The 24,487-nt window shown below is 68.9% G+C and carries 25 protein-coding genes; 15 read left to right on the top strand and 10 right to left on the bottom strand.

Annotated elements, in window-relative coordinates:
- The first annotated feature begins 61 nt into the window (after positions 1–61).
- A complete protein-coding gene (locus IXW21_RS01340; protein ID WP_194762447.1) occupies positions 62–967 on the top strand; it encodes an NAD(P)H-binding protein in 906 nt (301 codons plus the stop codon).
- Positions 968–986: 19 nt separating this feature from the next.
- On the opposite strand, the gene hemE is transcribed toward IXW21_RS01340, so the two are convergent.
- Positions 987–2,009, bottom strand: a complete 1,023-nt coding sequence (hemE, locus tag IXW21_RS01335; protein WP_194762446.1) for a uroporphyrinogen decarboxylase — start codon at positions 2,007–2,009, stop codon at positions 987–989.
- A 63-nt stretch (positions 2,010–2,072) separates the two neighbouring features.
- Here hemE and IXW21_RS01330 point away from each other — a divergent pair, with 63 nt between their 5' ends.
- The 4 genes from IXW21_RS01330 (at position 2,073) to IXW21_RS01315 (ending at position 5,079) form a co-directional block, all read left to right on the top strand.
- Complete coding sequence (locus IXW21_RS01330) at positions 2,073–3,380, top strand: glutamyl-tRNA reductase (RefSeq protein ID WP_194762445.1); 1,308 nt, start codon at positions 2,073–2,075, stop codon at positions 3,378–3,380.
- Between the two features lie 145 nt (positions 3,381–3,525).
- On the top strand, positions 3,526–4,047 hold the full coding sequence (locus tag IXW21_RS01325) for an apolipoprotein A1/A4/E family protein (RefSeq protein WP_194762444.1): 522 nt from the start codon (positions 3,526–3,528) through the stop codon (positions 4,045–4,047).
- A gap of 37 nt (positions 4,048–4,084) precedes the next feature.
- Complete coding sequence (locus IXW21_RS01320; protein WP_194762443.1) at positions 4,085–4,657, top strand: HhH-GPD-type base excision DNA repair protein; 573 nt, start codon at positions 4,085–4,087, stop codon at positions 4,655–4,657.
- Complete coding sequence (locus tag IXW21_RS01315; RefSeq protein WP_194762442.1) at positions 4,654–5,079, top strand: DUF1801 domain-containing protein; 426 nt, start codon at positions 4,654–4,656, stop codon at positions 5,077–5,079. Before IXW21_RS01320 ends, IXW21_RS01315 begins: the two co-directional genes overlap by 4 nt.
- Here IXW21_RS01315 and IXW21_RS01310 read toward each other — a convergent pair.
- The 3 genes from IXW21_RS01310 to IXW21_RS01300 all read right to left on the bottom strand — a co-directional run bounded on the left by IXW21_RS01310 (position 5,069) and on the right by IXW21_RS01300 (position 7,995).
- On the bottom strand, positions 5,069–5,800 hold the full coding sequence (locus IXW21_RS01310; protein ID WP_194762441.1) for a hypothetical protein: 732 nt from the start codon (positions 5,798–5,800) through the stop codon (positions 5,069–5,071). The two genes, IXW21_RS01315 and IXW21_RS01310, sit on opposite strands and share 11 nt — an antisense overlap.
- Before the next feature lie 5 nt (positions 5,801–5,805).
- Positions 5,806–7,191, bottom strand: a complete 1,386-nt coding sequence (locus tag IXW21_RS01305) for a glycine--tRNA ligase (protein WP_194762440.1) — start codon at positions 7,189–7,191, stop codon at positions 5,806–5,808.
- A 114-nt stretch (positions 7,192–7,305) separates the two neighbouring features.
- A complete protein-coding gene (locus tag IXW21_RS01300) occupies positions 7,306–7,995 on the bottom strand; it encodes a GNAT family N-acetyltransferase (protein WP_194762439.1) in 690 nt (229 codons plus the stop codon).
- Positions 7,996–8,086: 91 nt separating this feature from the next.
- Between IXW21_RS01300 and IXW21_RS01295 the strand changes: the two genes are divergently transcribed.
- Both IXW21_RS01295 and IXW21_RS01290 read left to right on the top strand, forming a co-directional pair.
- Positions 8,087–9,550: a peptide MFS transporter gene (locus IXW21_RS01295; protein ID WP_194762438.1), complete on the top strand. Its 1,464-nt coding sequence runs from the start codon at positions 8,087–8,089 to the stop codon at positions 9,548–9,550.
- Between the two features lie 64 nt (positions 9,551–9,614).
- Positions 9,615–11,057, top strand: coding sequence for an MFS transporter (locus tag IXW21_RS01290; RefSeq protein WP_194762437.1), 1,443 nt, complete (start codon positions 9,615–9,617; stop codon positions 11,055–11,057).
- Between the two features lie 19 nt (positions 11,058–11,076).
- Here IXW21_RS01290 and IXW21_RS01285 read toward each other — a convergent pair whose 3' ends face one another.
- The 4 genes from IXW21_RS01285 to IXW21_RS01270 all read right to left on the bottom strand — a co-directional run bounded on the left by IXW21_RS01285 (position 11,077) and on the right by IXW21_RS01270 (position 15,292).
- A complete protein-coding gene (locus IXW21_RS01285; RefSeq protein ID WP_194762436.1) occupies positions 11,077–11,508 on the bottom strand; it encodes a DUF4357 domain-containing protein in 432 nt (143 codons plus the stop codon).
- A 116-nt stretch (positions 11,509–11,624) separates the two neighbouring features.
- Positions 11,625–12,548, bottom strand: a complete 924-nt coding sequence (locus IXW21_RS01280; protein ID WP_194762435.1) for a serine hydrolase — start codon at positions 12,546–12,548, stop codon at positions 11,625–11,627.
- A gap of 181 nt (positions 12,549–12,729) precedes the next feature.
- A complete protein-coding gene (locus IXW21_RS01275) occupies positions 12,730–14,694 on the bottom strand; it encodes a M13 family metallopeptidase (protein WP_194762434.1) in 1,965 nt (654 codons plus the stop codon).
- Between the two features lie 49 nt (positions 14,695–14,743).
- A complete protein-coding gene (locus IXW21_RS01270; protein ID WP_228528030.1) occupies positions 14,744–15,292 on the bottom strand; it encodes a DUF1992 domain-containing protein in 549 nt (182 codons plus the stop codon).
- Between the two features lie 114 nt (positions 15,293–15,406).
- Between IXW21_RS01270 and IXW21_RS01265 the strand changes: the two genes are divergently transcribed.
- Positions 15,407–16,726 carry an MATE family efflux transporter gene (locus IXW21_RS01265; protein ID WP_194762432.1) on the top strand — a complete coding sequence of 440 codons (1,320 nt, stop codon included), beginning with the start codon at positions 15,407–15,409 and terminating at the stop codon, positions 16,724–16,726.
- 117 nt (positions 16,727–16,843) lie between these two features.
- Entirely contained in the window at positions 16,844–17,035 is a 192-nt protein-coding gene (locus IXW21_RS01260; protein WP_194762431.1) for a hypothetical protein, read from the top strand.
- A 30-nt stretch (positions 17,036–17,065) separates the two neighbouring features.
- Here the strand turns inward: IXW21_RS01260 and IXW21_RS01255 are convergent, their stop codons facing one another.
- Positions 17,066–17,725 carry a TrmH family RNA methyltransferase gene (locus IXW21_RS01255; protein WP_194762430.1) on the bottom strand — a complete coding sequence of 220 codons (660 nt, stop codon included), beginning with the start codon at positions 17,723–17,725 and terminating at the stop codon, positions 17,066–17,068.
- 69 nt (positions 17,726–17,794) lie between these two features.
- Here IXW21_RS01255 and IXW21_RS01250 point away from each other — a divergent pair, with 69 nt between their 5' ends.
- Positions 17,795–19,090 carry an Nramp family divalent metal transporter gene (locus IXW21_RS01250; protein ID WP_194762429.1) on the top strand — a complete coding sequence of 432 codons (1,296 nt, stop codon included), beginning with the start codon at positions 17,795–17,797 and terminating at the stop codon, positions 19,088–19,090.
- 93 nt (positions 19,091–19,183) lie between these two features.
- Here IXW21_RS01250 and IXW21_RS01245 read toward each other — a convergent pair whose 3' ends face one another.
- The gene (locus tag IXW21_RS01245; protein ID WP_194762428.1) at positions 19,184–21,757 is read right to left on the bottom strand and encodes a rhamnogalacturonan lyase; all 2,574 of its coding nucleotides are present in this window, start codon (positions 21,755–21,757) and stop codon (positions 19,184–19,186) included.
- Between the two features lie 145 nt (positions 21,758–21,902).
- On the opposite strand from IXW21_RS01245, the gene IXW21_RS01240 reads away from it, so the two are divergent.
- From IXW21_RS01240 to IXW21_RS01220, 5 genes are read left to right on the top strand one after another with little or no spacing between them, the layout of a single operon-like run.
- Positions 21,903–22,205, top strand: coding sequence for a hypothetical protein (locus IXW21_RS01240; RefSeq protein WP_194762427.1), 303 nt, complete (start codon positions 21,903–21,905; stop codon positions 22,203–22,205).
- 30 nt (positions 22,206–22,235) lie between these two features.
- Positions 22,236–22,868: a metal-dependent transcriptional regulator gene (locus tag IXW21_RS01235; RefSeq protein ID WP_194762426.1), complete on the top strand. Its 633-nt coding sequence runs from the start codon at positions 22,236–22,238 to the stop codon at positions 22,866–22,868.
- A 55-nt stretch (positions 22,869–22,923) separates the two neighbouring features.
- Complete coding sequence (locus IXW21_RS01230; protein WP_194762425.1) at positions 22,924–23,733, top strand: HAD-IIA family hydrolase; 810 nt, start codon at positions 22,924–22,926, stop codon at positions 23,731–23,733.
- 1 nt (position 23,734) lies between these two features.
- Positions 23,735–24,304 (top strand): YdeI/OmpD-associated family protein, encoded by a 570-nt coding sequence (locus IXW21_RS01225; RefSeq protein ID WP_194762424.1) that lies wholly within the window; start codon positions 23,735–23,737, stop codon positions 24,302–24,304.
- Complete coding sequence (locus IXW21_RS01220; RefSeq protein WP_194762423.1) at positions 24,301–24,468, top strand: hypothetical protein; 168 nt, start codon at positions 24,301–24,303, stop codon at positions 24,466–24,468. The genes IXW21_RS01225 and IXW21_RS01220 overlap by 4 nt, the downstream gene beginning before the upstream one ends.
- The last annotated feature ends 19 nt before the right edge of the window (positions 24,469–24,487 follow it).

Here is a 24,487-nt window from a genome sequence, read left to right as displayed (position 1 = left end):
GCAATATAGCACCTGTGCTAGATACAGTTTAGCCCAGTAGCTAATGAGCGAAGGAGTTCTCATGAGAGTGGCGATCACCGGCGGAACCGGATTCGTCGGTCGCAACCTGGCCGAGCGCCTGAGCGATGCGGTCGTCGTCTCGCGCCGGAGCGGCGTCGAGATCGACGACGTCGACGCCCTCGCCGCGGCCTTCGCCGGGTGCGATGCGGTCGCCCACTGCGCAGGCATCAACCGCGAGATCGGCGACCAGACCTTCCAGCGCGTGCATGTCGACGGCACGCGCGCCGTCGTGGAGGCCGCGAGACGGGCGGGTGTCCGCCGCATCGTGATGGTGAGCTTTCTCCGCGCCCGCCCCGACTGCGGATCGCCGTACCACGAGTCGAAATGGGAGGCCGAGGAGATCATCCGCGGCTCAGGCACCGCGCACACGATCCTCAAGTCCGGGATGATCTACGGCCCCGGCGACCACATGGTCGATCACGTCACCAAAGCCGTGCGCACAGTTCCCCTCTTCTGGACCGTCGGATTCCGCGAGCGCACCGCCCGCCCTGTGCCGATCGATGATGCCGTCGACGTACTGGTCGCGGCGCTGGAAGGCCGCATCCCCGACCCCACGGTGGCCGTTCTGGGCGCAGATGAGATCACTCTCGGCGAGGCGATCAGGCGCATCGCGCGTGTGGCAGGACGCCGGCCGGCGTTCGTACCGGTGCCGACGTGGACCATCCGGATCCTCGCTCAGCTCACGGAATGGGCGATGGTGGTGCCACTGGTCGCGAAGGCCCAGGCGAGGATGCTCGCAGAGGGCGTGAGCGAGGCGCTTCCCGCTGCTCCGGAGCCGCCGGCCGACATCCGCCCCACACGCCCCTTCAGCGATGCCCGCATCCGCGCCGCGCTCCCGGAAGGCCGATTCGGCCCCGGCGATCTCCGAATCGTCCGGTGGTGGCGACGGCGCATCGCGAGGGCGTGAGTCCCGCGCATCAGACCGATCAGATCGAGTGGACGAGCTCGACGATCCGTGTCAGCTGGTCGGGGTCGGCCTCCGGCGGCACACCGTGTCCGAGGTTGACGATGTGTCCGCGGGCGGCGCGGCCGCGCTCGACCACATCGCGCACGTGCGCCTCGAGAACGGGCCACGGCGCCGACAGCAGTGCCGGGTCGATGTTGCCCTGCACCGAGACGTCCGGTCCGAGGATGGCGGCGGCCTCGTCGAGAGGCAGCCGCCAGTCGACGCCGACGGCATCGGCGAGGCCATCGAGTCGCATGTCTGCGAGGAACGGCCCGGTTCCGACTCCGAAGTGGATGCTCGGAACTCCGATGCCCTCGAGCGCCGTGCGCGAGTGCGGAGCGACGAAGGCGCGGTAGTCGGCGGTGCTGAGCGATCCGGCCCACGAGTCGAAGAGCTGCACGACGGACGCTCCGGCGTCGCGCTGCGTCTCGAGGAAGCGACGCGAGATCTGCGCCAGCCAGCCGGCGAGTCGATGCCAGGCATCGGGGTCGGCGTGCATCATGCCGCGCGCACGCAGGTGCTCCTTCGACGGGCCGCCCTCGACGAGGTAGGCGGCGAGCGTGAACGGCGCTCCCGCGAACCCGATCAGCGGGGTGTCGCCGAGCTCGGCGGTCACCAGGCGCACGGCCTCGGCGATCGCCGTGCCGTCGAGGGAGTCCGGGTCGATCGCGGTGATCCGGTCGACATCGGCAGCCGTGCGAACCGGGTTCGCGAACACGGGACCGCGTCCGGGCTCGATCTCCACCTCGACGCCGGCGAGGCGCAGCGGGATCACAATGTCGCTGAAGAACACCGCGGCGTCGACGCCGTGCCGACGGACCGGCTGCAGCGTGATCTCGGCCGCGAGGTGCGGCGTGAGGCAGGCGTCCAGCATCCGCGTTCCCACTCGCAGCTCCCGGTACTCGGGAAGCGACCTGCCGGCCTGTCGCATGAACCACACGGGAGCATGTTCGGGACGGGGTCCGGTGAGGGCGCGCAGCAGCGGAGCGTCGGAGAGAGGCATGACCCCATTCTCCCATCTCGCCCCTCTGGCCGACCTGTGCGCGTGGAGGGGTAGAATCGTCGTGTGCTGCTGTGTGTCACGGCGAGTCACAAGACCGCCTCCTTCGATTTGCTCGAACGCTTGAGCCGCACCCCCGATGACGTCGCCTCCACGATCGTGGACACGGCGTCCTGCGTGCAGGGTGCGGTCGTTCTTGCTACCTGCAACCGCTTCGAGGCGTACGTCGAGATGGACGAACCCGTCACGGCGGCCGGTGCGATCGGCGTCGAAGCGGTGCTCGAGGCCGTCGAATCCGCGACCGGCATCCCGACCGCAGAGCTCGACGGCGCCTACGACGTGCACTCCGGTCGCCGAGTCGCCGAGCACCTGTTCTCGGTCGCTTCGGGTCTCGAATCCGTCGTGTCCGGAGAGGGCGAGATCGCCGGGCAGGTGCGCCGCGCCCTGAAGTCCGCCCGCAAGGACGGCACGACCTCTCCCGAGCTCGAGCGTCTTTTCCAGCGCGCGAGCCAGGCGCAGCGCAAGGTCAAGAACGTCACGGCCCTCGGCCGTGCCGGCCGCTCGCTCGTGCGCCTCGCACTCGAGCTCGCCGACAGCCGCATCGCCGACTGGGCCGCCGAGCGCGTGCTGCTCGTGGGTACCGGCGCGTACGCGGCCGTCACCCTCGCCACCCTGCGCGAGCGCGGCGCCGTCAACATCTCGGTGTACTCGCCGTCGGGCCGCGCCGAGAAGTTCGCGGCGAAGCACGGCATCCGGCCCGTCGCCGCCGACGACTACGCGCGCATCGCCTCGCGCTCAAGCCTGCTGATCACCTGCACGACGGCCACGGAGCCGGTGCTCACGCCGGCGCATCTGCAGGCTCCGACGGGCATCGCGGCTGCGGGCTGCCCCGTCGCCTCGCACAGTCAGCTGGTCGTCGACCTCGGCATGCCCCGCAACGTCGACCCCGCCGTCGCCGCTCTCGAGGGCGTCGCGCTGCTCGATCTCGAGACGATCAGCCTGCACGCTCCGCTCGACGAGCTCCAGGCGACGGATGCCGCACGCACCGTGGTCCGCGAAGCCGCAGAGACCTTCCACGTGGTGGGGAGTCGCCAGAGCGTGACCCCCTCGGTCGTGGCGCTCCGCTCGCACATGTTCGCGCTGCTCGAGGCCGAGATCGGTCGGGCGCGCGCTCGCGGCGACGAAGACGGCAAGGTGGAGCAGGCGCTGCGACACCTGACCGGCGTGCTGCTGCACACCCCGACGACGCGCGCGCATGAGCTCGCCGCGACCGGGCAGGCGGGTGAGTTCGCCGCGGCGCTCGCGACCCTGTACGGCATCGCACCTGCCGAGTCTGCACTGCCCTCCGACGCCGACACCGCCGCGACCGCCTGAGGCGTCACCCTCTCTGCACAGAGGAAGTCGTCGAGGGCTCGTCCCCAGAACTCGCGGTCTCGGACGACGCCTCACCCCACGCATCATCCCTGCTTCATATCGTCGAACCCATGACAGCGTCCGACGCGCGACGCAGACTGGGAGCATGCTCGTGGACCCGAACGTGATCGGCATCATCATCGCCCTCTTCGCCTTCACCGCCACCGTGCTCGGAGGGGTCTCCCGAATGCTCGCTCGGCAGTCCGACAGGATCGATGACAGGTTCACCACGGTCGAGACGCAGATCACCGATCTCAAGAAGGAGATGAAGGGCGACATCGTCGCCGTGAGAGTCGAGATCGCAGACCTCCGCACCGACCTCAAGACCGACATCGCCGACCTCCGCACCGAATTCAAGACCGACATCGCCGAGTTGCGCACCGAATTCAAGGCCGACATCGCCGAGTTGCGCACCGAACTCAAGACCGACATCGCCGAGTTGCGCACCGAACTCAAGACCGACATCGCCGAGTTGCGCACCGAACTCAAAACCGACATCGCCGACCTCCGCACCGAACTCAAAGAAGAGATCGCCGCAGTCAAGACCGAGCTCAAGGCCGATATCGCCGATGTCCGCGTCTCGATCGCCCGCCTCGAGGGTCCGCTGCCGAAGCTGCAGAGGATCTGACCTCTCCACGCACGCATACGGGTGACAGACTGGATGCATGGCCCTGCACATCACCGGAGACACCGCCGCCGACGCCCTCCTGACCGACAACCCGCTTGCACTGCTGGTCGGGATGTTGCTCGACCAGCAGGTTCCGATGGAGACAGCATTCGCAGGTCCGCTCAAGATCGAACAGCGCACCGGCGCTAGCGACGCGGCCGCCATCGCCGACATGGATCCCGACGAGTTCCTCACCGCCTTCAAAGAGACTCCCGCAGTCCACAGATTCCCCGGCTCCATGGCGGCTCGGGTGCAGACGCTCTGCCAGGAGCTCGTCGATCAATGGGGTGGCGACGCCTCGGCGATCTGGACCGCGGGCGACCCGTCGGGTGCCGAAGTACTCAAGCGCCTCAAGGCTCTGCCCGGATTCGGCGAGCAGAAGGCGAAGATCTTCCTCGCGCTGCTGGGCAAGCAGTATGGATTCACCGGTGCGGGCTGGCGTGAGGCCGCCGGTGACTACGGCGTCGAGGGCTCGTACCGCAGCGTCGCCGACATCGTCTCCCCCGAGTCCCTGACCAAGGTGCGCGAGCACAAGAAGGCCATGAAGGCCGCGGCGAAGGTGAAGGCATGAAGCCCACCGGCGATGACGTCGTCGGACTGATCGCCCGCGCCACCCCGGCCGTGCGCCGTCGGGATGCCGAGACGCTGACCGCGCTGATGCAGGAGGTCACGGGACGCGAACCGCAGACCTGGGGCACGATCATCGGTTTCGGCAGCTGTCACTACCGGTACCCGACGGGCACCGAGGGCGACAGCGGCCTGCTCGGCTTCGCTCCCCGCAAGGCGGCGACCACGATCTACCTGTTCGACGGTGTCGACGCGCACGGCGCGGCGCTCCAGGATCTCGGACCGCACACGACCGGCGTCGGATGCCTGTACATCAAGGACCTCGAGCAGATCGATCTCGACGTGCTCCGCGGCATCCTCGAGCGATCACTCGCGTGGGTCGAAGCGGGCGGCACGGATCAGGTGCAGCTGACCGTCACGGGCTGAGACGAGCGCGACGGAGGCGTGCGCCGATTGCAGGGACCGCGAGCAGAAGCACGATCGCCGCGACGATGCCGCGTACGATCCAGAGCCCCGGTTCCCAGATCACCTCGTAGGTGCCCGGGAGTCCGAAGAAGGCCGCGATGACCTGCGCCTCAGCCCTGCGTCCGACCTCGCCGCTCGACATCGACATGCCCCCGACGACGCACACCACCCCGAGCGCGAGCAGCACGAGCGGCATGATCAATGCCGTGGGCCGCGCCTCACGGCGGGCGAGCAGACGGATCACCTTCGCCAGCGAGACGAGGGGGAACACGAAGAAGAACCACACCAGAGCGCCGAGCGTCACACCGACGCAGATGAAGATCGGCACCCAGACGAGCATCCACGGGCCGTCGTCCCCGATGAAGTAGTCGGGCTCACGAAGGATCGCCACGACGAAGCCGAGCAGCGTTCCGAGCGGCAGGACGGCGAGCATCAGCCAGAGCACCGGCTTCGGCACTCTCTTCCGCTTCCCGAGCCGCGTCATCACGATCTGGATGACCAGAGCCGACGCGATCGCGGGAATGCCGAACATCGCGATGATCGGCGCGGCTCCGTCGTTGTCCTGAAGGTCGAGCACGGCGAGCAGCATCCAGCTGATCGCGAGCGCGCCGATCACGATCGCCGCGACCGCGCGGGTCGCGGCGATCTGCTCCTGGTGAGTCCGTCCCCCCGGCGACCTCATGAGAGTCAGGCGCCCTTGAGGCGCTCCGCGAGGTACTCGTGCAGCTCGTCGATCGAGACGCGCTCCTGCGCCATCGTGTCGCGGTCACGCACGGTGACGGCGCGATCGTCGAGCGAGTCGAAGTCGATCGTGACGCAGAACGGCGTGCCGATCTCGTCCTGGCGACGGTAGCGGCGACCGATCGCGCCGGCGTCGTCGAAGTCGACGGCCCACGAGCTGCGCAGCGTGTCGGCGACCTCACGGGCGAGGGGCGACAGGCGCTCATTGCGACTCAGCGGCAGCACGGCCGCCTTGACCGGAGCCAGGCGCGGGTCGAGCTTCAGCACGGTGCGCACGTCTGTGCCACCCTTGGCGTTCGGCACCTCCTCTTCGCGATACGCATCGACGAGGAACGCCATCATGGCGCGCGTGAGGCCGAACGACGGCTCGATGACGTACGGCGTGTAGCGGTCGCCCGTGGCCTGGTCGAAGTACGTCAGGCTCTGCCCCGAGGCCTCGCTGTGGCTTGAGAGGTCGTAGTCGGTGCGGTTGGCGACGCCCATGAGCTCGCCCCACTCCTTGCCCGTGAAGCCGAAGCGGTACTCGACGTCGATCGTGCCGGCGGAGTAGTGCGCGCGGTCGTCTTCGGGCACGTCGAACTGGCGCATGTTCTCGGGGTCGATGCCGAGGTCGATGAACCAGTTCCAGCAGGCCTCGACCCAGTGGTCGAACCACTCCTGCGCTTCGGCGGGTGGCGTGAAGAACTCGATCTCCATCTGCTCGAACTCGCGGGTGCGGAAGATGAAGTTACCGGGGGTGATCTCGTTGCGGAACGCCTTGCCGACCTGGCCGATGCCGAACGGCGGCTTCTTGCGGCTGGCGGTGAGCACGTTCGAGAAGTTCACGAAGATGCCCTGTGCGGTCTCGGGGCGCAGGAAGTGCAGGCCCGACTCGTCGTCGACGACACCGAGGTAGGTCTTCACGAGGCCCGAGAACGACTTGGGCTCGGTGTACTGGCCCTTGGTTCCGCAGTTGGGGCAGGGCACATCGGCGAGGCCGTTCTCGGCCTTGCGTCCCTTGCGCGCCTCGAAGTCCTCGATGAGGTTGTCGGCGCGGAAGCGCTTGTGGCAGCTCAGGCACTCGACCAGCGGGTCGGTGAAGGTGGCGACGTGACCCGAGGCCTCCCACACGCGCTTGGGCAGGATGATGCTCGAGTCCAGGCCCACCATGTCGCCGCGGCCGCGCACGAACGTCTGCCACCACTGGCGACGGATGTTCTCCTTGAGCTCCGTGCCGAGGGGCCCGTAGTCCCACGCCGACCTCGAACCGCCGTAGATCTCACCGGCCTGGAAGACGAACCCGCGGTGGCGGGCAAGGGCGATGACCTTGTCGAGACGGGACTGTTCGGCCACGGTGGCTCCAATGGTCGGCTGCGGGAGATGACCCGTGATCACGGGCACGTCAATCTTATCCGCGCGTGATGCAGCGCAACTCGCAGACCTCGACTGTCTCGAGCCTCGAGATGCTCAGGCCGAGAAGAGGTAGCCCCTCTCGACGTCGAACCCCGACAGGGTGAGACCGCTGCCGAGCAGTCCCTCCATCTGCGCACGCAGGCGCAGGCGCCACTCGTGCGCGGCATCCGGGTCGGAGACCCTCATCTCCTCGATGTCGGTCGGGATCTCGAGCGTCTCGACGACGGACTCGGATGCCGGCTGCTTGGCGATGTCGGCGAGTGCCCACTCCACGTCGAGCCGATCGCTCTCGTCTCCGGCGTCGCCGCCGCCGAAGATGCCGTAGCGGTTGACGGAGTATCCGGTCGCGCGCGCACCGAGCACCGTCAGGAAGAAGTGCGCGTTCCGGGCGACGAGCGGGTCGAAGGTCCAGCTGATGCGGCCGACATCGCGCGAGAAGGCCCACTGCCGCTGGTGCTCCTTGAGCTCACGGCCCCATCCGCGACCGCGGTACTCGGGCAGCAGCGCGGTGATGTGCGAGTGCATCGCCCGCCGGGCCGGAGCGCCGAAGAAGGCGATCGAGGCGCCGACCATGCGCTCCTCCCCCTCCTCGACATCGAAGAGGCCGACGACGTAGTTGCCCGACTGCTGCAGCGCGCGCAGGGTTCCGGCGTCGATGACGCGCTCAGGGCCGCGGATCGAGTCCAGCAGGCTCTGCGCGTCGATGATGAGTTCAACGGTGTCGAGATCACGGATGGTTCGCACGACCCCAGTCTGCCCCTCCCGCGCAGGATTTCGGAATCGCGCGACGCGATCGGGCTGGGATCCGTGCGCTGACGGGGCGTACCGTGGAGGAATGGCATCCAGCGACACCACAGCCTCGAAGTCCGACACGCGGTTCTTCGGGCAGCCCTGGGCACTCGTCCACGTCTTCGGCGTAGAGATGTGGGAGCGGTTCAGCTTCTACGGCATGCAGGGCATCCTGCTGATCTACCTGTACTTCTCCGTGACCGAGGGCGGGCTCGGCCTCTCGCAGGCGGTCGCGGGTGGAATCGTCGGCGCGTACGGCGGATCGGTCTACCTCTCGACGATCCTCGGCGCGTGGATCGCCGACCGGATTCTCGGATCGGAACGGGTGCTGTTCCTCAGCGCGATCGTCATCGTCGCCGGCCACGTCGCCCTCGCGCTGTTGCCCGGCTTCCTCGGTGTCGGTGTCGGTCTCGTCCTGGTGGCGCTCGGCTCGGGCGGGCTCAAGGCGAACGCGACAGCGGTCGTCGGCACCCTCTACAGACCTGAGGACACGCGGCGCGATGCAGGGTTCTCGCTGTTCTACCTGGGAATCAATCTCGGCGCCTTCCTCGGCCCGATCCTCACCGGCATCCTGCAGTCCACGCTCGGGTTCCACTTCGGCTTCGGACTCGCCGCCATCGGAATGACGCTCGGCCTGGTGCAGTACGCCTTCGGCCGTCGCGGACTCCCCGACGAGGCGCGGGCCGTGCCGAACCCGCTCCCCGCATCGCGCTATCCGCTCGTGGTGGGCATCGCGATCGCCGCCATCGTGCTGATCGCCGTGCTCGTGCTGGTCGGGGTCATCACGGCGGACAACCTCTCGACCATCGTCATCATCGCCACGATCGTCGCGTCGATCGCCTACTTCGCTGTCATCCTCACAAGCCGCCGCATCGACGGCACCGAACGCTCTCGGGTGTGGGGCTTCCTGCCGCTGTTCATCACGAGCGTCGCCTTCTGGTCGCTCTACCAGCAGCAGTTCACGGTGCTCACGGTGTACTCGGACGAGCGGCTGAACCGCGATCTGTTCGGCTTCGAGATGCCGATCTCGTGGGTGCAGTCGATCAACCCGATCTTCATCATCATCCTGTCGGGAGTCTTCGCCGCGATCTGGACGCGCCTAGGAAAGCGCCAGCCGTCGACGCCGGTGAAGTTCGCGCTCGGAGCGATGATCATGGGCGCCGCCTTCCTGCTGTTCCTGCCCTTCGCCAACGGCGCCGCCAACTCGACGCCGCTCCTCGCGATCGTCGGCATCCTGCTGGTGTTCACGATCGCCGAGCTGCTGATCTCGCCGGTCGGGCTCTCGGTCACGACGAAGCTCGCGCCGCGGGTCTTCCACACGCAGATGGTCGCGCTCTTCTTCCTCTCCGTGGCGCTGGGCACGGCGATCTCGGGGTGGCTCGTGCAGTTCTACGACCCGAAGAACGAGGTGCCGTACTTCTCGATCCTCGGCGGCATCGCGATCGTGGTCGGCGTCGGCCTGCTGCTGTCGGCGAAGCCCGTGCTGCGGCTCATGAAGGGTGTCAGCTGACCGAGGGCGCCCCGTGCAGGATCGCGACGAGGCCCGGGGGCCGGATCGCCGATAGCCTGAAGCGATGGGAGAGAACGACGATCGCACACGACGAAGGCTCTCCCGAAAGGTCCCCCGCTGGGCGACCGTGGCGGTGCTCGCCTTCGCCGGGCTCTGCTCGTCGTTCATGTTCACACTCGTGGTCCCTCTGCAGGCGGAGCTGCCTCGGCTGCTAAACGCCTCGCGCGAGGACACCACCTGGGTGGTGACCATCACCCTGCTGGTCGCCGCGGTCGCCACCCCGATCTCGGGACGCCTCGGCGACATGTACGGCAAACGTCGCGTCGTGATCGTGCTGCTGTCACTGCTCATCGTGGGGTCGGTCATCGCGGCGCTCTCGGGATCGATCGTCGGGGTGATCATCGGGCGTGCCCTCCAGGGCGCGGTGACGGGAGTCGTTCCGCTCGGCATCGCGATCATGCGAGACGTGCTGCCGCCCGAGCGGCTCGGCACCGCCGTGGCGCTGATGAGCGCCACGATGGGCGTGGGCGGCGCGATCGGGATGCCGGTCGCCGCCCTGCTCGCCGAGAACGCCGACTGGCACTGGCTCTTCTGGCTCGCGGCCGGTCTCGGCGTCGCCGGGCTGCTGCTCGTGCTCGCCGCCGTTCCAGAAGACGTCCTGCGCTTCCCGGGCCGCCTCGACGTGCTGGGCGCGATCGGCCTCGCGATCGGACTCACCGGCATCCTGCTGTTCGTCTCCCGCGGAGCCGAGTGGGGGTGGACGGCACCGCTGACCCTCACCTGCATCATCGGCGGAGTGGGGGTGCTGCTGATCTGGGGCTGGTACCAGCTGCGCACGAAGGACCCGCTGCTCGACCTGCGGGTCGCGGCCCGCCCCGCCGTGCTCTTCACGAACATCGCCGCGATCGGCATGGGCTTCGCGCTGTTCGCCTCGAACGTGACGTTCCCGCAGCTGCTCGAGGGGCCCGTGTCCGCCGGCGCCGGCTTCGGACTCGACATGGTCACGGCCTCGCTCATCATCATGCCCGCGGGCCTCGTGATGATGGTCATCTCGCCGCTGTCCGGCTTCCTCGAGCGCACAGTCGGACCCCGCCCGCTCTTCACGGTCGGGGCGGGGGCGATCGTGCTCGCCTACGTCTTCGTGCTGCTGTGGTCGACCGAGGTGTGGCACATCCTGGTCGGCAACCTGCTGATCGGCGTCGGCATCGGCTTCACGTTCGCCGCCATGCCGATGATCATCATGCGCTCGGTGCCGGCGAACGAGACCGGCGCCTCGAACGGACTCAACGCCCTCTTCCGATCGGTCGGAACCTCGAGCGCATCCGCCGTGATGGGCGGCGTGCTCGCGGCGATGAGCGTCGACGTGGGCGGGGTCTCGGTGCCCACGCGCGCAGCGTTCGATCTGTGCTTCTGGCTCGCCATCGCCGCGGGCATCGTCGCCCTGGTGCTGTCGCTGTTCATCCCCCGACAGCGGTCTGCCGAACAGCACCCGTCGCTGCCCGGATGACCTCGGGCGCGACGTCGCTTCAGATCACCCGCGGATCGGGATCCGTCGGCAGCGGCTGACGCAGCCGCTCGGGAATCGGCCAGTCGAGCACGATCTGCTGCACCGGCGGGCGGGTGACGTCGCCGAAGTCGTCGACCTTCACGACGATGCGCCCGGGAACGCCGTCGTCGTCGGGAGTGACCTCGAGGATGCGTACGCGCAGCGGTCTGCTCTCGTCGTCCTCGTCGCCCTCGTCGCCCTCGTCGCCCTCGTCGCCCTCGAGAATCCACGAGTCGGCGAGCCACGCGATGCCTCGCTCCTCGAGCGCGGCCTCTGCGTCGAGCCACTCCGTGCGACCGGATGCCGAGCGACCGAGCACGTCGACGGCCACCCACCCGTCGCCGTCGGGATGGATCCATCCGAGCAGTTCACGGTCATCACGTCGATGCGGGGTCCAGTCGGGGCGGGGCATCACCCGATGCTACCGATCGTCGGCGCGCTGGATCGTGGCGCGCGCGGTCGTGGCGCGTAGTCGTGGCGCGCTCAGCCGTGGCTCGCGCAGTCGTGGCGCGCTCGGCAGCGGTTCGCTCAGTGCGTGTACTCCATGAGCTCGACGCCCAGCACGCGGAACGCGTCGTGGGCGCGCAGACGATGCGTGATCGACAGGTCGTCGAAGCAGACGATCAGCGAGTAGGCGATGCCCGCCCTCGGCCCCGCGAGCACGCCCGCCTCGGCTCGCACGCCACGATCGCGGCCGGTCTTGTTGATGAAGAGCAGGCCGTGCGCGTCGTGGTCGTGTGCGAAGGGGTCGAGTCCCGTGGCGGCCGCGACGAGACTGAGGTCCTGATTCAGGCTCAGCCATTCCGACACCTGGGCGCTGACCGGCGCATCGACCACTTGCGAGTTCACGAGGGCCGAGAACAGCCCCGCGAGTTCTCGGGCAGACCCCACCGCGACCTGCGGGGCGTCATCCGGACCCCGCTCGTCGCGGAACCGGTCGAGCAGCGCTGTGCGACGCAGACCCAGGTCCTCGATCCGGTCGCGGACGCGGTCGTGACCGACCTTCTGCAGCAGTGCGTTGATCGCGATCGGGTCGCCCGACGTCGCCGCGAGGACAGCGAGGTCTTCGAGCGGCAGAGCCGGTGCGTGCAGATGCCGCCACACACCGGCCGTCGAGACCGGGGCGACCGTGCTGCGCTCGACGATCTCGAGCGGGTCGAGGGAACCCGATGCGAAGCCGGCCGCGACCTCGATGAGCAGAGGCACGACTCCGAGCCCGCCGACCGGCATCGTGACGTGGTCGTCTCCGGACAGCACGTGCACATGGGTGTCGAGGTCGACGACATGCACCGACACCTGAGCACCCGACTCGACGAGCTGTTCCAGCGCTCGCGTCGCGGCGGTGAACGACCGACGCCCGACCGCCGCACGGCGCGGCAGCCGTCGGCTCGTCCGCTGAGAGCGGCGCAGCGAGGCCAGAGGCGGCCCATCGACAGGCTCGGAAGCGCCCACGCGTGATCCTTAGGAGGGGGAGGGGATTGGCGGGATACCGCGGGGTCCATCCGCCGCAGCACGGATATCGTAACCCCGCCAGGTGAGGATGCCCTATGCACTCCGGTATACGGTCAACGGATCGTCATTCCGGACGCCGTAGGGCTCCTCCCCTCCCACGCGGTCGATCACGACGAACGGGTCACCAGATCGTGACGCGCGACTCCCGCGGCAGCCAGAGCGCGTCGGACTCGCTGACGCCGAACGCATCGTAGAACGCATCGATGTTGCGGACGATCTGGTTGCAGCGGAACTCGTTGGGCGAGTGCGGGTCGATCGTGAGCAGACGCAGCGTCTCGGCGTCGCGGCTCTTCTGCTGCCACACCTGCGCCCACGACAGCAGCAGGCGCTGCACGCCCGTGTATCCGTCGATGACCGGGGCCTCTGCGCCGTCGAGCGAGAGCTCGTAGGCCTTCAGCGCGATGCCGAGACCACCGAGGTCGCCGATGTTCTCACCGATCGTGAGGGCACCGTTGACGTGGTGCGCGGCGTCGAGCCCTTCGGGCACGAGCTCGTCGTACTGGGCGATGAGAGCCTTCGTGCGCTCCTCGAACGCCGAGCGGTCGGCATCCGTCCACCAGTCCTCGAGCTTGCCGGCCCCGTCGTAGCGGCTGCCCTGGTCGTCGAAGCCATGACCGATCTCGTGACCGATGACCGCGCCGATTCCACCGTAGTTCGCGGCGGCATCACGCGAGACGTCGAAGAACGGGTACTGCAGGATCGCCGCGGGGAAGACGATCTCGTTCATCGACGGGTTGTAGTAGGCATTGACCATCTGCGGAGGCATGTGCCACTCGTCACGATCGATGGGCCTGCCGACCTTCGCGACGTTGCGGTCGTGCTCGAAGATCGCCGCGCGGCGCACGTTGCCGAACAGATCGTCGCGGTCGATCTCGAGCGTCGAGTAGTCGCGCCAGACCGTGGGGTGGCCGATCTTGGGGGTGAACGAGTCGAGCTTCGCGAGGGCGCGCTCGCGGGTCTCGGCCGTCATCCACTCGAGGTCGGTGATGCTGCGACGGTAGGCCTCGATGAGATTCGCGACGAGCTCGTCCATCGCGGCCTTCGCCGTCGGCGGGTAGTGGCGCTCCACGTAGACCTTGCCGATCGCCTCGCTCAGCGCGCTCTCGGTGACCGAGACGCCGCGCTTCCAGCGCTCGCGGATCGACGGGACGCCGGTGAGTTCGGTGCCGTAGAACGAGAAGTTCTCCTGCACGACGTCGTCGGTGAGGTACGGCGCCGCCGCGTGCACGACCTGCGCGCGCAGCCATGCCTTCCAGTCGTCGAGACGCTCGGCGACGAGCAGCGAGCCGAGCCCTTCGAGGAAGCTCGGCTGCGAGACGACGACCTCAGCGAACGCCTCGGGGTGGGCGGGGGCGACCGCGTCACGCCACGGCTCGAGGTCGACGCCGGCGAGCTGCTGGATCTCTGCCCAGGTCTTCAGGTTGTAGGTGGCGACCGCGTCGCGGCTGCGCACATTGTCCCAGTGGTGGCCGGCCAGCTCGGTCTCGAGGGCGATCGCGCGGTCGGCGGTCGCGACCGCGTCAGGGATCTCGGCGAGGGTCAGCAGGCGCTCGAGGTGCGCACGGTACGCCGCACGCGTCTCGGCGAAGGTGTCGAGGCGGAAGTAGCTCTCGTCGGGCAGCGACAGACCCGACTGCACGATGACGGGCAGGTAGCGCTCGGGGTCGCCGGGGTCGCCGTCGACGTAGAAGCCGATCAGGTGGGCGCGGCCGTCGCGGTCGTAGGCCCCGACGGTGCGGAGGAATGCCGGGATGCTGTCGATCTCGGCGATCTCGGCGAGCGTCTCGGCGAGCGGCGTGACTCCGGCGGCGGCGATGCGCTCGGTGTCCATGAAGCTGGCGAACAGATCGCCGATCTTGCGGGCGAGGGTGCCGCCCTCGGCATCCTGCGACTCCTCGATGATCGCGCGGACGTCTTTCTCAGCCTGCTCGGCGAGCAGGTGGAACGATCCCCAGCGGGCCTTGTCGCCCGGGATCTCGGTGCGCGCGAGCCATGCGCCGTTGACGTGACGATAGAGATCGTCCTGCGGACGGATGTCGGAGCTGAACTCGGAGGTCTCGAGGCCGGAGGGAAGCACGTCAGTCATGCGACCAGCCTATGCGGCGCTCCGACATTCGGGTGGGATCGCCGGATGCTCAGGCCTTGCGTCGCAGACCGAAGCGGCGACGCCGCGGCTGCTCCGGCACCGCAGCGGCGCGCGCGGCGAGCCGCGCCGCACGCCGCTCGCGCCACGCGACGACCGCGGCGTCGACGTCGCGCGGTTCCGTGACCACCGGAGGACCCCCCTGCAGCTGACGGCGGGCCTCGATCACACGCCTGTTGAAGTCCACGAGCACATCGCACACGTCGGCTTCGCGGCCGAGCAGGTCGAGCTGGTCGTCGAGTTCGCGGTCCTCGGTGCGCAGCAGGATCGCCGGCGGGCCGAGGCCGGTGAGGTTCTCCTGCTGGATCTTGCGTCGGATCCACCAGTCCGGGTCGTGATGCGTGCCGAGTCCTTCCAGGGGCTTGCCCGCACCGGGCAGATCGTCGAAGTCGCCCCGGCGGATCGCGACCTGGATCGCGGTCTCGATGAACGCGGCCTGATCGACGGCCGCCGCGAACCCGGGAGCCGCCCCGACGTCCTCCTCGGCATCGCCCTGCTGCTGCGCGCGGTATCTCGCCGCGGCCTCTCTCGGATCCGTCATGACGCACCTCCGTGGCATCCGGTTCTTCCAGGGTACGACCGGAGGGGCGGCGGGGCTCCGTCGCCCCCGATCCGGGACCGTCTCGGCGCCACCGTCACCCAATAGGCTCGGAGGATGACCGAGCGCACTCTCAACCGCGAGATCCTGCGCCTCGCCGTCCCCGCCCTCGGCGCTCTGATCGCCGAGCCGGCCTTCCTCATCGTCGACGCCGCGCTCGTCGGCCACCTCGGCACGACCCCGCTCGCCGGTCTCGGGATCGCGGGAGCCGTGCTGCAGACGATCGTCGGCCTCATGGTCTTCCTCGCCTATTCGACCACCCCGGCGGTCGCGCGGCTCTTCGGCGCCGGCCGCCCGGGTGAAGCCGTCTCGGTCGGCATCAACGGCATGTGGCTCGCCCTCGCGATCGGAGCGGTGCTCGCCGCCGCCGGCGCCGCGTCGTCACCGTGGCTGGTGTCGCTGTTCGGCGCGAGCGAGGCGGTCGCGGCCGACGCGAACGCCTACCTCGTGGTGTCGATGTGGGGCCTGCCGGCGATGCTCATCGTCTTCGCCGCGACCGGGCTCCTCCGCGGGATGCAGGACACGGTGACCCCGCTGTGGATCGCCGGTCTCGGCTTCGGCGCTAACGCCCTGCTCAACGTGCTCTTCATCTACGGCCTCGGCTGGGGCATCGCCGGTTCCGCAGCGGGAACCGTCGTGGCGCAGTGGGGCATGGTCGGCGCGTACGTGCTGGTGATCCGCCGGCTCGCCGCGACGCATGACGCCTCGCTGCGCGCTCGGCGCGAGGGCATGGGCAGCACCGCGCGTTCGGGTGGCTGGCTGTTCCTGCGCACCGTGAGTCTGCGGGCGGCACTGCTGGTGACGGTCGCCGTCGCCACGGGCCTGGGCACGAGAGAGCTCGCCGGATGGCAGATCGTCTTCACGATCTTCTCGGCGGCGGCCTTCGCGCTCGATGCCCTGGCCATCGCCGCGCAGGCGCTGATCGGCAAGGAGCTGGGCGCGGGTGACGAGCGGCAGGTGCATCGGGTCCTCCGGCGCACGGTCGCCTGGGGCGCCTGGTTCGGCGTCGCGGTGGGCGCGCTCATCGCGGCTCTCTCGGGCGTGCTCGGCATCGTGTTCACCGGCGACCCGGCGGTCGCGACTCTCGTGCAGCCGGCGCTCCTGATCCTCGCCGTCGCGCAGCCGATCGCGGGTGTCGTGTTCGTGCTCGACGGTGTGCTGATGGGCGCGAACGATGCGCGGTACCTCGCGATCGCCGGCGGGCTCAACCTGCTTCCGTTCCTGCCCGCGCTGTGGATCATCGCGGCGACCGGCGTCGACGGGGCCGCCGGGCTGATCTGGCTCGCGGTCGCGTTCTTCGGCGTCTACCTGCTCGCACGACTCGGCACTCTCGGCTGGCGCGTGCGTTCGGGGCGCTGGATCTCGGCCGGCGTCTAGCCCTGCACGATCCGTCGCGATCCGAGGTTCTCCACGTATCCCGGAATCTCGGCGAAGTGGGCCGGCCCAGGCCTGGCATTCTCGTTCCGAGCGAACGAGAATCGGAGCGTGCTGACCATGAACGAACCTCAGGTGTGGGTGCTGATCGGCGTCTTCGCCGCGACGATGTTCGGCATGGTCACGGTCGTGTCGACGCTGTTCATCCACGTCGTGAAGACCGAGATCCGGAGCGTTCATCACCGGATCGACACACTCGACCGTGATGTGACCGCGCTCTACCGGAACACCTTCGGGATCGACAGGGACTGACGCCCGAGGGCCGGAAGCGCGCGGGACCCGTCAGCCCGCGTGTCTCCGGCACCATTCGTACATGATCACGGCGGCTGCCGCACTCGCGTTGATCGATCGGGTCGAACCGTATTGCGTGATCTCGATGTGCGCGGATGCCGCGGCGAGCGCAGCGTCCGACAGACCCGGCCCCTCCTGCCCGAACAGCAGCACGCAGCTCTGCGGCAGCTCGGCGCGATCCACGGGCACCGCGCCGTCGACGTTGTCGACCGCGATGATCGGGATGCCTTCGTCCGCCGCCCATGCAGCGAAGGTCTCGACGTCTTCGTGGTGCACGACATGCTGGTACCGGTCGGTGACCATGGCACCGCGTTTGTTCCAGCGGCGACGGCCGATGATGTGCACGGTCTCGGCCAGGAAGGCATTGGCGCTGCGCACGATCGAGCCGATGTTCATGTCGTGCTGCCAGTTCTCGATGGCGACGTGAAACGGATGCCGTCGGGTGTCGAGGTCGGCGACGATCGCCTCCATCCGCCAGTAGCGGTAGCGATCGATCACGTTGCGGGTGTCGCCGACCGCGAGCAGGTCGGGGTCGTACTGCTCCCCCTGGGGCCATTCGGATTCGCCGCCCGGCCACGGGCCGACCCCGTATCCAGGCTGCGGCGATGCGTCGCCGGAGTCCGGGTGGTCCTGGGCCGGCTGCTCATCCATCCGGCCAGCGTATCCGCCACGTCCTCGATCGATATTTAGGTACACCGAAAAATCCGCTACGATTTCGGCATGCCTAAAAATTCCACGATCGACGACGCCCCGATAGCGAAGGCTGCGAGCGCCGCCCCGCCACGTAGCCTCTGGCTGCTCGGGCCCGCCCTCGTCGCGGGGGTCGCCTACCTCGACCCGGGCAACGTCGCGAGCAACATGACCGCAGGCGCCCAGTACGGCTACCTGCTGGTCTGGGTCGTGGTCGCGGGCAATGTCATGGCGTGGCTGATCCAGTACCTGTCCGCGAAACTCGGCGTGGTCACCGGACAGAGCCTGCCCGAGGTTCTGGGCACGCGCCTCACCAAGCCCTGGGCGCGTCGGGCGTACTGGCTGCAGGCCGAGCTCGTCGCGATGGCCACCGATCTCGCCGAGGTCATCGGCGGCGCCGTCGCGCTCTACCTGCTCTTCGACATTCCGCTGCTGCTCGGCGGTGTCATCACCGGCGCCGTGTCGATGATCCTGCTCGCGGTGCAGAGTCGTCGCGGCGCCCGCCCCTTCGAGTTCGTGATCATCGGACTCATGCTGATCATCACCGTCGGCTTCGTGGCCGGGCTCTTCGTCGCACCGCCCGACCCTGCGGGCGTGGTCGCCGGACTCGTGCCCCGCTTCGAGGACACCGGCTCAGTGCTGCTCGCCGCATCCATCCTGGGGGCGACGATCATGCCCCACGCGATCTATGCCCACTCGTCGCTGACGCGCGACAGGTTCGGGTCAGCGGCATCGCACGCCCCGACCGAGGCCGTGCGCACCGAGACCTCGCGCATCCGGCGCCTGCTCACCGCGACCCGCTGGGACGTGTCGATCGCGATGCTGATCGCCGGCACGGTGAACCTCGGCATCCTGCTGCTCGCCGCCGCCAACCTCGCCGGCGTCGACGGAACCGACTCCCTCGAGGGCGCCCACGCCGCGCTGGCCGCAGGGCTCGGCCCGGTCGTCGCCACCTTCTTCGCCGTCGGATTGCTCGCCTCAGGACTCGCCTCGACCTCGGTGGGCGCGTATGCGGGAGCGGAGATCATGCACGGCCTGCTGCACGTGCGCATCCCGCTGCTGGCGCGCCGCCTGGTGACGCTCATCCCTGCGCTCGTGATCCTCGGCATCGGCGTCGACCCCACCCTGGCGCTCGTGCTCAGCCAGGTGGTGCTGTCGTTCGGCATCCCGTTCGCGCTGATCCCGCTCGTCGCGCTCACCGCGCAGAAGCGCACCCTCGGCGTCTGGGTCAACCGCACCTGGACCACGGCCGCCGGCATCCTGGCATCCGTTCTTCTCATCGCCCTCAACGGCGCCCTGCTCTGGCTGGTGCTCACCGGCGCCTGATCTGCACCTCCGCACGCAGGCATCCACACACAGAACCGCCCCGAGCCGGCACGGGAAGAGTCGGCTCGGGGCGGCGTCCTGTCGCCGCAGGCGTCAGCGCCCGCGCAGGGTCTCCGTCCACACCGATTCGGCACCGTCGGCGATGCGATATCCGCTGTCGGGTACGGCGACGACCGTCGCCTCACCCGAGACGCGCACCTTGCCGTTGCGCGACGTGACCTCCTCGCCGTTCACGTAGTAGGTCACGCCCGCGACGTTCTTCGGCACCTGCACCTCGTCATGGGCCGTGCCGGGACGGTCCTTGACGGTCGGCGCCTTCGGCGTCACGGGTGCCGTCAGCACCGGGACGTCCGCCCAGTCGAGATCGCTCGCCAGGTAGTACGACGTGTAGGCCGGCTGGTTGTACGTCGTCTGCTGCCGAGCGGTCTCGACGCGGTACTGCACGTCGTGCATGAGCGTCGTGAGCTTGTGCACGGTCGGCTCGGTGGTCGTGAAGAACCGCAGCGCGCTCGAGTCCGCGGTGCGCACGAGCAGCTCCTCGCGCCAGTCGCCCAGCACGTCGGCGACGAGTGAGGGGTTGCCCTTCGTGCCGTTGTTGGTGAGCGTGCCCGTCGCCGTGAGCAGGTTTCCGCGTGTCCAGTCGTCGATCGTCGGCGTCTGGGTGCCGCCCCCGTTCACGATCTGGGTCGTCAGGTCGCCCGCCCAGCGGATCGACATGTTCGTGCCCGGGGTCTCCGGCTGCAGCACCTCACCTGTCGCACTCAGCAGTCCGCTGCCCTCGGTGCCGCCGGGCATGCTCGACCACACCTCGATGCCCGGCACGTCGGGGCGGACATCGCCGATCATGGCGCGACCCGTGTCGCGCCCCGAGTAGGCGCCGAACAGGGTCTCGCCGGTCGCCGCGTCGCGCATCGCCGAGCCGTAGGGCGCACTCGTGGCTCCCTCATGGGCGGTCCAGATCTCGAGACCGGGGCGACTCGGATCGATGTCGGCCACGTGCAGAGCGTCTCCGTGACCGAGTCGCACGTTCTCACCGGGAGCCGCACTGCCCTCGGGCAGCACGTCGAACGAGCTGTAGAGCAGGCTGCCGTCGTCATCGATCGTCGCCGAGCCGTAGACGAGCTCCTGCCTGCCGTCCGCATCCACGTCGGCCAGGCTCAGCGAGTGATCGCCCTGCGTCGTGATCGTGCCGAACTCGGGATCCGTGCCGTCGCGTCCGTGCGGCGAGTCGTTGAAGGGGTTGGTCATGGGTGCGTGGCCGCTGTCGACCTGCCAGCGCTGGCTGAGGTTCTCGCCGTCCCAGTCGAACGTCGTGACCGTCGTGCGCGTGTAGTAGCCACGGGCGAACACGGCGGACGGATGCTCTCCGTCGAGGTAGCCGACGCCCGCCAGGAACCGGTCGACGCGGTTGCCCGGCTCGATGCGCGACATCGCGTAGTCACCCCACAGCAGACCGTCGTCGCCGCGTTCGGTCGGATACGGGATGGTCTGCAGCTCCTCGCCGGTCGCGCTGTCGAAGACCGTGAGGTACTCCGGGCCGTCGACGATGAAGCCCTCGAACTCGCGCAGCAGGTTGCGCGCGCTGCGGCTCGGCGCGTACACGTCGATGAACGTGTCGGCGAGCTCCTCGGCGCTCTCCCGCGACAGCGGATACTCGTGCGTGACGGGCATGCCCCACGCCTCTTCGAGGGTTGCGGGCCACTGCCCCGAGACGACCTCGTCGCGCTCGCTCCAGCCGAGGAACATCTCGACCAGGTGCGCCTCGTAGTCGGCGGCGCTGAGTCGGTAGTCGTCGTCGTTCGAGTATCCGGCGGCCACGTCGGCCTCGGGCATCGTGATGTACGACTCGGCGGCGACCGAGCCATCGGCGGCGTACTGCACCGCCTTGGTTCCGGGCGCCGTCTTCAGCATCGTCTCGGAGCGCCCATCGCCGTCGAAGTCGTAGACGAGGAACTGGGTGTAGTGCGCACCCGCGCGGATGTTCACGCCCAGGTCGAGGCGGTTCAGCAGCGTGCCGTCGAGCTCGTACGTGTCGAGGTAGACCGGGCCCGTGTAGCCGCGCTGCGACACGTCCTTCGAGTTCGACGGGTCCCACTTCACGACGTACTCGTACTGCCCGTCTCCGTCGACGTCGCCGACCGACACGTCGTTCGCCGAGTACGTGTACGCCTCGCCCTTCGGCGTGACGCCGTCGGCGGGCTTCTGCAGCGGCAGGTCGTGATGCCCCTCGGCCCAGGCGGTGACGGATGCCGACGCGGATGCCGTCAGCTCGACGCCCTGCACCACAGGTACGACGGAGTACTCCGAGTCGGCCGCGCCCTCGGCATCCGCGTAGTTCGTGCTGTCGGTGACGGTGGCGATCCTGACACCGTCGCGGTAGACCGCGAAGTCGGGTCCGCTGAGACCGGTCGCGGTCGCGCCCCCCGCCTCGGTCGCGAGCAGCCGCCAGCTGAGGAAGACCCCGTCTGAGGTCGAGACGGCGACGAGGCCGCGGTCGAGGGCTTCGAGCTGAGGGGTCGCGGGGGCGGGGTCGTGGCGGCCCGTGGACGCGGAGCCGGATGCCTGTCCCGGGGTGGCTGCCCCCGCACTCTGCGCGCCTCCGAGGAGGAGGCACCCCACAGCCGTGACGGCGACGGCAGCATGGAACGATCGGTGTCGGATATTCATCGTCGAAATCCTTCTCTGGGCCGAAGCCCACTCGGATAGCGTTTTCCCGTGCCCGCTCGAAGCTACCCGCACAAGCCGTGTCCGTCAAGGAATCCGACCCGATTGAGACGATCCACAGGCGATGTCGGCGATTAGGCTCGAAGTCATGTCTGCCGAGCCCGCGCGCCGTACCGTCCGCATCCTCACCTGGATCGGAATCGCGACCGGCGTGATCGGCGGTCTGCTCGTCGCCTTCCCCACCGTGCTGCCCGTCGGCGGCCCCTGGGTGCAGCTCGCCCTGGGCATCGCGACCCTCGTGCTGGCCTTCCGTGCGCGCAAGATCGGCATCGCCGAGATCGAGGGATTCGACGGGCGCCTGTCGCTCTTCGCCGCGCTGCTCGGGTTCCTCATCGTGTTCTTCGCGGGGCAGGTCGCGTTCGGCCTCCTGGTCGAGGTCGCCAACCCCTGAGCAGGGCGACGCCTGATCTAGGCTGGACCCGTGGCATCCCCGGCAGCAGACGACTACCTCAAGACCGTCTACGCGCACACCGAATGGCAGGATGCGCCGATCACGCCTTCGGTGCTCGCCGCGAAGCTCGGCATCGCTCCCTCGTCGGTGACCGAGATGGTCAAGAAGCTCGCCGCCGCCGGACTCGTCTCGCACGTTCCCTACGGCGCGGTGCGACTGACGGATGCCGGCACGCAGCGCGCGCTGGCGATGGTGCGGCGGCACCGCCTGATCGAGACCTGGCTGGTGCAGGAGTTCGGCTACGGCTGGGATGAGGTGCACGACGAAGCCGAGGTGCTCGAGCACACGATCAGCGACCGCCTGCTCGAGGGCATCGACGCTCGCCTGGGGCGGCCACGTTTCGATCCGCACGGGGACGCGATCCCGGATGCCGACGGAGTCGTCGATCGCGAGCCCTTCGTGCTGCTCGCCGATGCCCCGACCGGGCATGTCGGTCGCGTGCTGCGCGTCGACGACCGCGACCCCGAGCTGCTGCGCGCCCTCGAGGCGGCAGGGGTGATCGTCGCGGCGACCGTGGCCACCACGGCATCCGGCATCGCGTTGGACGGCGCCCCGATCGACCTCCCCGACGGCGCGGCAGAGGTCGTCTGGCTCAGCGCCTGAGAACCTCGTCCGAACCTGTCACCTGCCCGTCACCGCGGGCCAATAGGCTGAGCACATGGCACACCGCGATGACATCGAATGCTGGCTCACCGACATGGACGGCGTGCTCGTCCATGAGAACGACGCCATCCCCGGAGCCGCCGAGCTGCTGGCCGGGTGGGAGCAGAACGAGATCCCGTACCTGGTGCTCACGAACAACTCGATCTTCACCGCGCGCGACCTCTCTGCCCGCCTGCGGGCCAGTGGCCTGACCGTGCCCGAGGAGCGGATCTGGACATCGGCTCTCGCGACCGCCGACTTCCTCGCGCAGCAGCTGCCCGGCGGCTCGGCCTTCGTGATCGGCGAGGCCGGCATCCTCACCGCGCTGCACGAGGCCGGGTTCATCATGACCGAGACGAACCCCGACTTCGTGGTCGTCGGCGAGACCCGCAACTACTCGTTCGAGGCGATCACCAAGGCGATCCGTCTCATCATCAAGGGTGCGCGTTTCATCGTCACAAACCCGGACGCCACCGGCCCGTCGGCCGACGGCGTGATGCCGGCCACCGGCGCGATCGCGGCCCTGATCACCAAGGCCACGGGCAAGGAGCCCTACGTCGTCGGCAAGCCGAACCCGATGATGTTCCGTTCGGCGCTCAACAAGATCGGCGCGCACTCGAAGAAGACCGGGATGATCGGCGACCGCATGGACACCGACATCATCGCCGGCATCGAGGCGGGCCTGCACACCGTGCTCGTGATGACGGGCATCAGCGACGAGGCCGAGGTCGAGAAGTATCCGTTCCGCCCCGACGAGATCGTCGACTCGGTCGCCGACCTGCTGCCCACGGTCACGGCCTCGATCCCGACGCTCGACGAGGACTGACATGGGGGCGCTCGACGAGGGTGAGCGGGTCGTCGCAGAAGATGCGGCGGCCTGGCGCGCCTGGCTCGAGGAGCATCATGAGCGCACCGCGGGAGTCTGGCTTCTGAGCGTGCGCGGCAAGGACGTCGGAGGCGTCGGCTATGACGATGCCGTGCGGCAGGCGCTGTGCTTCGGCTGGATCGACGGCCCTGTGCGCACCTTCGACGATCAGACCGTGGGGCAATGGTTCTCGCCGCGGCGCCGCGGCAGCGGCTGGGCGGCGACCAACAAGGCACGACTGGTCGATCTCGAGGCCGCCGGGTTGCTCGCACCGGCCGGCATCCGCGTGCTCGACGCCGCGAAGGCCGACGGCTCATGGACGATGCTCGACGGTCCGGAGGCGGGCATCGAACCACCCGAGCTGACTGCGGCTCTGGATGCCGTGCCCGCTGCGCGCGCGCACTGGGATGCCTTCCCGAAGTCGGTCAAGAAGTTCGGCCTGACACACATCGCGACGGCGAAACGAGCCGAGACGCGCGCCGCGCGGATCGCCAAGATCGTGGCGGATGCCGCGGAGGGGAAGCGCCCATGAACCAGTCGGACCTGCTGTTCCTGGCGGTGTTCCTGATCCTTCTCAGCACGCTGACGGTGTTCATCGTGCAGTTCGTGCGCTCGCGCCGTCGCGGCGGAGGAGAGGGCGGCGGCCGCGCGGGCTGGTGGGAAGGCCCCTGGGACGACGACGACCGCACGCGCTGATCGCGGTCGCAGGTCGGGA

The sequence above is a fragment of the Microbacterium sp. UFMG61 genome (genome assembly GCF_015354505.1).
Taxonomy (GTDB): Bacteria; Actinomycetota; Actinomycetes; order Actinomycetales; family Microbacteriaceae; genus Microbacterium.
The sequence above is the reverse complement of the archived record's forward strand: the minus strand, read 5'-3'. Positions and strand labels throughout refer to the sequence as shown.

Coding starts and splice junctions, on each gene's coding strand:
- IXW21_RS01340 (WP_194762447.1), top strand. CDS start 62: ATGAGAGTGGCGATCACCGGCGGAACCGGATTCGTCGGTCGCAACCTG.
- hemE (WP_194762446.1), bottom strand. CDS start 2,009: ATGCCTCTCTCCGACGCTCCGCTGCTGCGCGCCCTCACCGGACCCCGT.
- IXW21_RS01325 (WP_194762444.1), top strand. CDS start 3,526: ATGCTCGTGGACCCGAACGTGATCGGCATCATCATCGCCCTCTTCGCC.
- IXW21_RS01320 (WP_194762443.1), top strand. CDS start 4,085: ATGGCCCTGCACATCACCGGAGACACCGCCGCCGACGCCCTCCTGACC.
- IXW21_RS01315 (WP_194762442.1), top strand. CDS start 4,654: ATGAAGCCCACCGGCGATGACGTCGTCGGACTGATCGCCCGCGCCACC.
- IXW21_RS01310 (WP_194762441.1), bottom strand. CDS start 5,800: ATGAGGTCGCCGGGGGGACGGACTCACCAGGAGCAGATCGCCGCGACC.
- IXW21_RS01295 (WP_194762438.1), top strand. CDS start 8,087: ATGGCATCCAGCGACACCACAGCCTCGAAGTCCGACACGCGGTTCTTC.
- IXW21_RS01290 (WP_194762437.1), top strand. CDS start 9,615: ATGGGAGAGAACGACGATCGCACACGACGAAGGCTCTCCCGAAAGGTC.
- IXW21_RS01285 (WP_194762436.1), bottom strand. CDS start 11,508: ATGCCCCGCCCCGACTGGACCCCGCATCGACGTGATGACCGTGAACTG.
- IXW21_RS01275 (WP_194762434.1), bottom strand. CDS start 14,694: ATGACTGACGTGCTTCCCTCCGGCCTCGAGACCTCCGAGTTCAGCTCC.
- IXW21_RS01270 (WP_228528030.1), bottom strand. CDS start 15,292: ATGACGGATCCGAGAGAGGCCGCGGCGAGATACCGCGCGCAGCAGCAG.
- IXW21_RS01265 (WP_194762432.1), top strand. CDS start 15,407: ATGACCGAGCGCACTCTCAACCGCGAGATCCTGCGCCTCGCCGTCCCC.
- IXW21_RS01260 (WP_194762431.1), top strand. CDS start 16,844: ATGAACGAACCTCAGGTGTGGGTGCTGATCGGCGTCTTCGCCGCGACG.
- IXW21_RS01255 (WP_194762430.1), bottom strand. CDS start 17,725: ATGGATGAGCAGCCGGCCCAGGACCACCCGGACTCCGGCGACGCATCG.
- IXW21_RS01250 (WP_194762429.1), top strand. CDS start 17,795: ATGCCTAAAAATTCCACGATCGACGACGCCCCGATAGCGAAGGCTGCG.
- IXW21_RS01245 (WP_194762428.1), bottom strand. CDS start 21,757: ATGAATATCCGACACCGATCGTTCCATGCTGCCGTCGCCGTCACGGCT.
- IXW21_RS01240 (WP_194762427.1), top strand. CDS start 21,903: ATGTCTGCCGAGCCCGCGCGCCGTACCGTCCGCATCCTCACCTGGATC.
- IXW21_RS01230 (WP_194762425.1), top strand. CDS start 22,924: ATGGCACACCGCGATGACATCGAATGCTGGCTCACCGACATGGACGGC.
- IXW21_RS01225 (WP_194762424.1), top strand. CDS start 23,735: ATGGGGGCGCTCGACGAGGGTGAGCGGGTCGTCGCAGAAGATGCGGCG.
- IXW21_RS01220 (WP_194762423.1), top strand. CDS start 24,301: ATGAACCAGTCGGACCTGCTGTTCCTGGCGGTGTTCCTGATCCTTCTC.